Below are 9,542 nucleotides of genomic sequence, written 5' to 3' on the forward strand. Positions count from 1 at the left end.
AACCTAACATAAGTAGCATTTGATCTTGTGGCAACCAAGTCAAAATACCGTTGATGTCAGGTGCTTTAAATTGCCCTAATTGTGCCAGAAAGATAACAATGGCCAAGCCGTTTACGAAGCCGATCATCACTGGGTGTGGAACAATTCTTATGAATTTACCTAGCTTGAAAAGGCCCGCTGCGATCTGAAGAATACCCGCCAACATAATTGCGGCAAATAGATATTGAACGCCATGCGTTGCGACGAGTGACACCATAACCACTGCCATAGCGCCAGTCGCACCGGAGATCATTCCAGGGCGGCCTCCGAAGATAGAGGTGATAAGGCCGACAATGAAAGCAGCGTAAAGACCAACCATTGGGTCCACGCCAGCAACGAATGCAAATGCGACGGCTTCAGGAACCAGCGCTAGCGCAACCGTTAGACCTGACAGCACATCGTTTTTTACCGAGTGCTTAGAAAATTGAGGAAATTCGAACATGTTTTAGTTTAGGTTCTCTTAGCGATGAATTTCTCTCGACACATATTCGTTTTTGCACAGTACTGATAAAGGAAACAAGGTCGTTTCTATCAGTACAAACCGTAGTAAAAAAAGAGCAGCATTAGAAAGGTGTCGAAAACTTAAGTTGGCGAATGCTACCGAAAAGTGTGATTAAGTTCAACAAAGATAGGGATATTGACACACAAATGTGATCAGCCGTTGATATTAATGTGAACAATGAAAGTTAGGACGATTATTAACAAAAAAGGCTGCCAATCGGCAGCCTTTATATTCGTTTTGCTTTACATCAGTTCATTTTAGAACTTAGCTAAAGTTTGGTCTTGTCATACCTGCCGATGCACGGTTTGTCGCTACTTGACTACCAGCGCCTTTCGATGCGTAGTGGTCAGCTTTAAACGGTGCCGCAGAAACCGTAATTTCACGAAGTTCTTGAGGACCCGGTGCCTTTGTCATTGGCGCACTCGCACCTGGCTTAACCGCTGTGATAACGTCGGCTTTCGCTTCCGATATTACTGCTGGCGCCTCCACTGCAACTTCTTTGACAGCTTCTTCTACCAGTTCCACTAATGGTTCTTCGACTGGTGCTACTTCTGCAATAGCCTCAGCGACTTCAGCAATAGGTGCTTCAACAATAGGCGCCTCTACGATTGGCGCTACTGGTGCTGCTTCAACTTGCTCAGTAACAGGTGTTTCGATCACTGGTGCTTCTGTCAAAGGTGACTCTAAAGCTGGAGCGTCTACTTTCGTTTCTTCTGGTTGTTGAACTTTTGAATTAACCACTGGCGCTTCAACGACTGCAGGCTGCTCATGACGGATGATCACTTTACCCATTGCCATTTCAGGGCAAGCAAAACCACCTTGGATTCCAGATGTCGATGCTTCAGCGACAAATTCTTCCTTCGCTCGCTCTTCCTTTTTAGGCGCTGTCTTTGGAATGTAGCGTGGCATAACTTTACCCATTGCCATCTCAGGAGAGGCTACCCCACCTTTGCGAAGACGGAACGGGTTAGGACGACGATCGCGACCACGACGACGACGTTGACCACTTGCACGAAGGTGACGTGGTGAACGACGGTTACGACGTTGTTTCGTTTCTGTCTTGTTGTCTTGCTGAGCTTCCACTGATACTTCAACTGGTTTTTCAGTTGGAGCTTCAACTGTTTCGACCGCTTGTGCTGTCACTTCCGAAATAACTTGTTCAGCGATTTGCTGGTCTTTAACACGAACAGTCTTGTTTATCTTGCGACGTTGACGACGCTCCTTCACTTTCTCTGTTTTCGGATTTGACTTCGCTTTGCTTTCTTCCGGCTTGATATCTGAGCCAGTGAGTGCTTCAGCAGCAAGTTGTAGGCCTTTTTCCGCTACCTTAGGATTTGCTTTTGGCTCTTGTGCTTTGTCAGCTTGTTGAGCTCTAGGCTTGCGTCTTTGGTTACGGTTCTGTTGCTTACTCGGTTGTTGAGCTTCGTTCTGCTCAGTCGCTTGCTCTTCACGTGGCTTGCGGCGGCGTTTGTTATCACGGTTGTCACGACCTTCACGGTTATCGCGCTGGTTGTTGCGACGACGATCGTTGCGATCACGTTTGTTACGATTGTTATTGCGGCTTGGTTTCTGTTCGTCTTTCTTAGGCTCTTCTTTAACTTCTTCAGAACCGCCGAATAGGAAACTGCCAAGTGCTTTAAACAGACGGCTGAATAGGCCCTGTTTTTCTTCTTGTGGCTCCGCTTCTTTCTTCTTAGCCGTAGGTGCAGGCTCAGACGAGGCTGATGGTGCTGGCGCTGTTTGCGTTGGTGCAGCAAAGCCTTTAAGTACAGGTTCTTCGATGCGCTTAGGCTTGATGTCAACTTCTGCTGGCTCTTTACCTTCGGCTTCTTTTATTGCTTCAAGTTTTTGAGGCAGTAAGTAAGAAAGCAGGTCGAACTCTTCACCCTCACGAACACGGATAACTTCGAAGTGAGGGGTTTCCATATCAGAGTTAGGAACTACCGTGATTTTCACTTCTTGATTACGTTCAATATGGTTTACAGAGCGGCGTTTTTCGTTAAGAAGATAAGAAGCGATAGGTACAGGTACGACCGCCAGTACTTGTGCTGTATTATCTTTTAATGCTTCTTCCTCAATGAGACGAAGAACCGACAGTGCGAGCGACTCGTTGTCACGTACCACACCTGTACCCGTACAGCGAGGACAAATATGATGACTTGCCTCTGCTAGAGAAGGACTTAAGCGTTGACGAGACATTTCCAACAAGCCGAAGCGAGAGATACGGCCTATTTGAACGCGAGCACGGTCAAGACGAACGGCTTCACGTAGACGGTTTTCCACTTCACGCTGGTGGCGGACTGGAGTCATATCGATAAAGTCGATAACAACCAAGCCACCAAGGTCACGTAGACGCAATTGACGAGCGATCTCATCTGCCGCTTCTAAGTTGGTGTTCAGTGCGGTTTCTTCGATATCGCCGCCTTTTGTTGCGCGAGCAGAGTTGATATCGATAGAAGTCAGTGCTTCCGTTGGATCAATAACGATTGAACCACCAGATGGTAGGCGCACTTCTCGTTGGAAAGCCGATTCAATTTGGCTTTCAATTTGGTAGTGGCTAAATAGTGGTACTTCGCCATCGTATTTTTTAACACGGCTAACGAAATCAGGACGAACCAGTTTGATGTGCTCTTTGGCACGCTCATAAATGGTATTGCTGTCGATGGAAATTTCACCGATATCACGACGTAGGTAATCTCGGATTGCGCGAACAATAACGTTACTTTCCTGATGAATTAGGAACGGGGCTGAGTTAGAGTCTGATGCGCCTTTAATTGCGCTCCAGTGGTTCAACAGCACGTTCAAATCCCATTCAAGTTCTTCCGCGCTCTTACCAACACCAGCGGTACGAACAATCAGTCCCATGCCTTGAGGCAGTTCCAGAGTGCTAAGTGCTGCTTTAAGTTGTGTACGCTCATCGCCTTCGATTCGGCGAGAAATACCGCCAGCACGAGGGTTATTAGGCATAAGAACAAGGTAGCTACCCGCAAGAGAGATGAACGTAGTTAAGGCTGCCCCTTTACTACCGCGTTCTTCTTTTTCCACTTGCACGATCACTTCTTGTCCTTCTGTTAGCACTTCTTTAATGCTAGGACGGCCTTGGTAAGTATAACCTTCGGGGAAGTATTCGCGGGCAATTTCTTTGAGAGGGAGGAAACCGTGACGCTCAGCACCGTAATCAACAAATGCGGCTTCTAAGCTTGGTTCGATACGTGTAATACGTCCTTTGTAGATATTCGCTTTTTTAGATTCATGACCCGGACTTTCGATATCAAGATCGAAAAGTCGCTGGCCATCAACCAGAGCGACACGCAACTCTTCTTTTTGAGTTGCGTTTATTAACATTCTTTTCATTAAATATTTCTCGTTGTCTTTTCTTCGTCATTTTCAACTTGTCACTGTTTTTCACTTTTTCACGGTGCCTGATCCCATGGCTATATTTTGCAGCCTCCCGGCTGGAAGGGGATGCTCTAGGGCACTTCAGTCATCACAAGTGCTTTGGGTTTCGATGGAAACATTACTTGTGACCCGGTTTAAGGAGCGGTAAATACTCAACGTGAATATGCGATGAGTAGAGTGACAAGTGTGTTGAACTCAATGTGTCTTACGCCGATTGCTGCACCTGACATCCAACAGCCTACTCATATTGCTTGGGGATAAATGAATGGTAATGAACAAAATGTAACCAAACCATCCTTAGCAGCTGTGAACTATAGCAGTGCAGGTGGATATCAGCAATCTGCTTTAACGTAAACGATGCAAAATTTAGGACTAAATTCAATTTCCGTAAGTTGTAACTGATTGTTTCGTATGCAGTTGAGTATCAAAAACAAACAAAGACGGAAATTAAACCAAGAAGTTGATAGGGAGTTTTAATAATCTAAACAAAAGCTTGGCGAGTTTTGGCTTAGATACGTTTCTTTTGCAACAATAATAATGTGAAGTCATACAGATTTGAGTTTACAATAGCGCGCATGAGTGAAATAAGAACTAAAGTCCAGTTCGTTGATATCGACGAAGATATGGCGGGTCAACGCATCGATAACTTCCTGCGTAACCAATTAAAAGATATTCCTAAAAGCATGATTTATCGAATTGTGCGTAAGGGGGAAGTGCGTGTAAATAAAAAGCGCATTAAAGCTGAGTACAAACTAAAGGCTGGTGACCTAGTACGTATTCCTCCGGTAACCGTTGAGCAGAAAGAGGTTGATGTTGCCCCAAGCACTAAATTGAACAAAGTGGCTGAGCTAGAACATATGATCATTTTTGAAGATGAACATATGTTGGTTCTAAACAAGCCATCTGGCACGGCAGTTCATGGTGGCAGTGGTTTGAAGTTTGGTGCGATCGAGGCGTTACGTGCATTGCGACCGCAGGCACGTTTCCTGGAATTGGTTCACCGCATTGACCGTGATACTTCAGGTATCTTGTTGGTAGCTAAGAAGCGTTCGGCACTGCGTTACTTGCAAGCCCAGTTCCGTGAAAAAACTGTGAAGAAGTTTTATTTTGCCCTTGTTATGGGGGAATGGAAAAACAGCTGTAAAGTGGTCAATGCTCCACTGCTTAAAAACGAAGTGAACAGTATTGTGCGTGTGAATCCGAAAGGGAAGCCATCAGAAACACGTTTTAAAATTCTGGAGAAGTTTGAGCAAGCCACGTTGATTCAAGCGAGTCCAATCACAGGCCGTACCCACCAGATTCGGGTGCATACTCAATATACTGGCCATCCAATCGCATGGGATGACCGATATGGTGACCGCCGCTTTGACGCGTACACCGGTAAAGTCGGTTTGGATCGTTTGTTCCTACATGCAGCCAACATCAAGTTCCAGCACCCATCGAATGATGAGTGGATGGAAATCAACGCGCCGATGGAAGCGAAATTAGAGAAAGCCTTGGCGGGTTTGCGTAACAAGTAGAGGCATGCGTATCTACACCTTTCGGGAGCGCAAAAAGCTATGTAAAAGCCGATGTTAAAACATCGGCTTTTTTGATCATCGAATTGAAGTACAAGGGCATTCGGAATGCAGTGCTCCTATACTCGGAAGTGTCCCGTTGGACGGCAGTTTAAAGAAACTAAGTTCTAACCGGAGTTGACAGAATCCGTTCCCAGAAAGACAAAATATCGCCGATTCCCGATTCCCGATTCCCGATTCCCGATTCCCTACAAAATCTCCAACCCTTGTTTTTGTAACATATCGATCAAATCAATAAGAGGCAGTCCGACTAGTGTATTGGGATCTTTACCGACCAACTTCTTAAACAAACAAATCCCCAATCCCTCGCTTTTAAAACTGCCTGCGCAGTAAAACGGTTTCTCTTTATCGACATAACGTTCGATTTGCTCTCGAGTCAAATCTCTAAAATGAACTTCAAAGGTATCGAAGCCAACTTCGGTATAGTTAGTGGACGTGTTATGTACAGCAAGCCCGGTATAAAAAGTGATGGTTTTACCGCTTTGAGCTAATAATTGTTCGATCGCGTTGTCACGGTTTAGTGGCTTTCCGACAATCTTGCCGTTGATAACACAAACTTGGTCACTGCCAATGACTAGGCTGTCCTGAGTCGTCTTGCAACAAGTCGCTTTTCCAAAAGCGAGTCTTTGCACTAGCTCTAGAGGCGATTCGCCGGGTAAAGGCGTCTCGTCAAAGTCTGGTGGCAAACACGCAAAGGGTACTGCGAGTTTTTCCAGCAGTTGTTTGCGAAAAGGAGAGGTTGAGGCTAAAACCAGTTGGTAATTTTTCATATTCAATTACAATCCACAAAAGCTATTTCCGATAGGATAATCGATTAAAATCGATTCTGGCTAATGCTCTGTATGTTAAGCGCAAAAAAGTATAACTTTTTTGCCTTTTTCTTTGACTAATTTTGATTTGGAAGATAATATTCGCGCCCTATGCAAAAGGTAAAAATACCGCGAACGGTTGATCCGGCGAAGTCCGCACAGAAACGATTAGATTATGATGGGTTCATCCAACCTAGTCTTTTTAAGCGCTTAGCGGAAACAACTGAAGGCGTAAAACGCGACGCAGAAGTCTCATTGTCATTTGATATAGATGAACAGCGACTCGTTGTTATCTCTGGTAAAGGTAACATCGAAGTTGATTTAGAGTGTCAGCGTTGTAACGAGGTATTCACACACAAGTGTGAAGTTGAATTCCTTTACACTCCTTACCTAGGTGAGAAGACGGAAGAGGAAGCACCAGAAATTTATGATTTGGTAGATCTGAATGAGTATGGTGAATTAGACCTTATACAACTGATTGAAGACGAGTTTATCTTAACATTACCTCAAATTCCAATGCATGATGATGCGGATTGTAGCGTTGATTCAAATAACATGGTTTTTGGTGAAATTCCTGAAGAAATTGAGGAAGAGAAACCGAATCCATTCGATGTTTTGAAAAATCTGAAAAAGTAACTGGTGTGGTAGCCGCTTCTTCTTTAGGTTTTTTAACCCAATAGTATAGGAGTAGGGTCAATGGCCGTACAGAAAAACCGTAAAACTCGTTCTAAGCGCGGTATGCGTCGTTCACACGATGCGCTAACTACAGCTGCACTATCTGTAGACGCGACTTCTGGTGAAACTCACCTACGCCACAACGTAACTGCTGAAGGTTACTACCGTGGTCAAAAGGTTATCAACAAGTAAGGTTGAACCTTTGCAAAGTATTACCGTTGCACTTGATGCAATGGGCGGGGATTTCGGTCCACGCGTAACAGTGCCCGCCGCCGTGTGCAGGCACTGTCTCATTTCCCAGAGCTAAAAGTGATTCTTATAGGTGATCAATCTCTGATCACGTCTCAATTATCTCAACAAGGTACCTCGACCAGTTCCCGCTTGAGCATTCTTCACAGCGAGAAAGTAATATCCAATTCAGATAGACCCTCATTAGCACTGCGAAACAGCCAAAGTAGCTCTATGCGTATGGCCATTGATCTTGTTTCCGACAATGAAGCAGACGCTTGTGTGAGCGCAGGTAACACGGGTGCGTTGATGGCGCTTTCACGATTTGTTCTTAAGTTACTTCCTGGTATCGAGCGTCCCGCTTTAGTTTCCTCTTTGCCCACTATCAGTGGTCAACGTACTTGGATGTTAGATCTTGGTGCAAATGTATCTTGTGACGCCGACAGTTTATTTCAGTTTGCTGTGATGGGCAGCGCGTTAGCGGAGGAACACCTTGGTCGACCTCCTCGTGTTGCTCTGCTAAACATTGGCGCAGAGGAAATTAAAGGTAATGATGTAGTCAAATGCTGCGCAGAAATGCTTTCTCAGACCGACACGATCAACTTTGTCGGTTATATTGAAGGTAATCAAATTTTGCATGACGCTGCCGATGTCATCGTCTGTGATGGTTTTGTCGGTAACGTATGCTTAAAAGCCAGCGAGGGAACGGCCCAACTTTTCATCGAAAAATTAAAAAGCAGCCTGATGGCATCGACGATCAAGGGTTGGATTGCTAGAAAGTTGTTTTCTCGGCTATTTAATGAACTAAAAACACTGAACCCCGACCAGTATAACGGCGCAAGTTTGCTAGGATTGCGCGGCATTGTCATAAAAAGCCATGGAAGTGCGGATGTATCTGCGATTGTCAACGCGCTTGGCGAGGCAGTACACGAGGTCAAACGACAAGTACCAAGCCGTATTAGCGATCGTTTGGAAGCGGTTTTACTCGAGAGGCATTATTAGTCTTCATGTATAGCAAAATTTTAGGTACTGGCAGCTACCTGCCATCTCAGGTGCGGACTAACGCAGATCTAGAGAAAATGGTAGATACAAGTGATGAGTGGATCGTTGCTCGCACGGGTATTAAAGAGCGTCGAATTTCAGCACAAGATGAAACTGTTGCAGACATGGCATTCTACGCAGCTGAAAATGCTATCGACATGGCTGGCATTGATAAAAATGATATCGATCTCATTATCGTTGCTACCACGAGCAGTAGCCACACTTTCCCGTCATCTGCGTGTCAGGTGCAAGGAAAGCTCGGCATTAAAGGTTGTCCAGCATTCGACTTAGCCGCTGCTTGTTCAGGCTTTGTATACGCCTTATCTGTTGCCGATCAGCATATCAAATCGGGTATGTGTAAAAACATACTTGTGATTGGTGCAGACGCATTATCAAAAAACTGTGATCCAGCGGATCGTTCCACCATCATCCTGTTTGGTGATGCGGCGGGTGCGGTTGTGATTGGTGCAAGTGAAGAGCCGGGTATCATTTCTACACACATTTACTCAGACGGTCAATTTGGTGATTTGTTAAGTCTGCCTGTGCCAGAGCGCGGGAACCAAGAGGCCGATAAATGGCTGCACATGGCTGGTAATGAAGTATTCAAAGTGGCCGTCACTCAGCTATCTAAACTCGTTAAAGATACGCTTGCAGCGAATGATATGCATAAGTCAGAGCTAGACTGGCTAGTTCCACACCAAGCGAACTATCGAATTATTTCAGCGACAGCGAAGAAGCTTTCGATGTCACTTGACCAAGTTGTAATTACGCTTGATAAACATGGCAACACGTCTGCTGCAACTGTGCCGACTGCATTGGATGAAGCGGTGCGTGATGGTCGAATTAAACGTGGTCAAACTTTGCTACTTGAAGCGTTTGGCGGCGGATTCACTTGGGGCTCGGCTCTGGTGAAATTCTAAGTTTTACAAGAATTCAAAATTTAAGATGCGCTGCGGTGCATCTTATTTCTTTTTACTTTGCTTAAAGGAAAACAACATGAGCAAGTTTGCTATCGTATTTCCAGGCCAAGGTTCACAAGCTATCGGTATGCTTGCTGATCTAGGCGAACAATATGACGCAGTGAAACAAACATTTGCAGAAGCATCTGACGTTCTAGGTTACGACCTATGGGCGCTTGTTCAAAATGGACCTGCAGAAGATCTAAACCAAACTTTCCGCACTCAGCCTGCATTGCTCGCTTCATCAGTTGCTATTTGGCGCGTATGGCAAGAGCTTGGTCTTGAGCAACCAGCAAACCTAGCGGGTCACAGC

The 9,542-nt window shown here is 45.2% G+C and carries 8 protein-coding genes and 1 pseudogene; 6 read left to right on the top strand and 3 right to left on the bottom strand.

The features are described from left to right. The coding region (locus AND4_RS17745) for a SulP family inorganic anion transporter (RefSeq protein WP_009844370.1) at positions 1–481 on the bottom strand (481 nt) is incomplete at its 3' end. 324 nt (positions 482–805) lie between these two features. Next, positions 806–3,895: a ribonuclease E gene (gene rne / locus AND4_RS17750; protein ID WP_009844371.1), complete on the bottom strand. Its 3,090-nt coding sequence runs from the start codon at positions 3,893–3,895 to the stop codon at positions 806–808. A 620-nt stretch (positions 3,896–4,515) separates the two neighbouring features. Here rne and rluC point away from each other — a divergent pair. Beyond that, positions 4,516–5,460, top strand: coding sequence for a 23S rRNA pseudouridine(955/2504/2580) synthase RluC (gene rluC / locus AND4_RS17755; protein ID WP_009844372.1), 945 nt, complete (start codon positions 4,516–4,518; stop codon positions 5,458–5,460). A gap of 245 nt (positions 5,461–5,705) precedes the next feature. Here the strand turns inward: rluC and AND4_RS17760 are convergent, their stop codons facing one another. Further along, positions 5,706–6,287: a nucleoside triphosphate pyrophosphatase gene (locus tag AND4_RS17760; protein ID WP_009844373.1), complete on the bottom strand. Its 582-nt coding sequence runs from the start codon at positions 6,285–6,287 to the stop codon at positions 5,706–5,708. 150 nt (positions 6,288–6,437) lie between these two features. On the opposite strand from AND4_RS17760, the gene yceD reads away from it, so the two are divergent. The 5 genes and pseudogenes from yceD to AND4_RS17785 form a co-directional block, all read left to right on the top strand. Further along, on the top strand, positions 6,438–6,962 hold the full coding sequence (gene yceD, locus AND4_RS17765) for a 23S rRNA accumulation protein YceD (RefSeq protein ID WP_009844374.1): 525 nt from the start codon (positions 6,438–6,440) through the stop codon (positions 6,960–6,962). 60 nt (positions 6,963–7,022) lie between these two features. Then, positions 7,023–7,193, top strand: coding sequence for a 50S ribosomal protein L32 (rpmF, locus tag AND4_RS17770; protein ID WP_005396978.1), 171 nt, complete (start codon positions 7,023–7,025; stop codon positions 7,191–7,193). 10 nt (positions 7,194–7,203) lie between these two features. After that, positions 7,204–8,231, top strand: a pseudogene (gene plsX / locus AND4_RS17775) (phosphate acyltransferase PlsX). A 5-nt stretch (positions 8,232–8,236) separates the two neighbouring features. Then, positions 8,237–9,190 (top strand): beta-ketoacyl-ACP synthase III, encoded by a 954-nt coding sequence (locus AND4_RS17780; protein WP_009844376.1) that lies wholly within the window; start codon positions 8,237–8,239, stop codon positions 9,188–9,190. A 76-nt stretch (positions 9,191–9,266) separates the two neighbouring features. Continuing rightward, a partial coding sequence (locus AND4_RS17785) for an acyltransferase domain-containing protein (RefSeq protein ID WP_009844377.1) occupies positions 9,267–9,542 on the top strand: 276 nt, incomplete at its 3' end.

It is taken from the genome of Vibrio sp. AND4, from assembly GCF_000171815.1.
GTDB lineage: Bacteria > Pseudomonadota > Gammaproteobacteria > Enterobacterales > Vibrionaceae > Vibrio.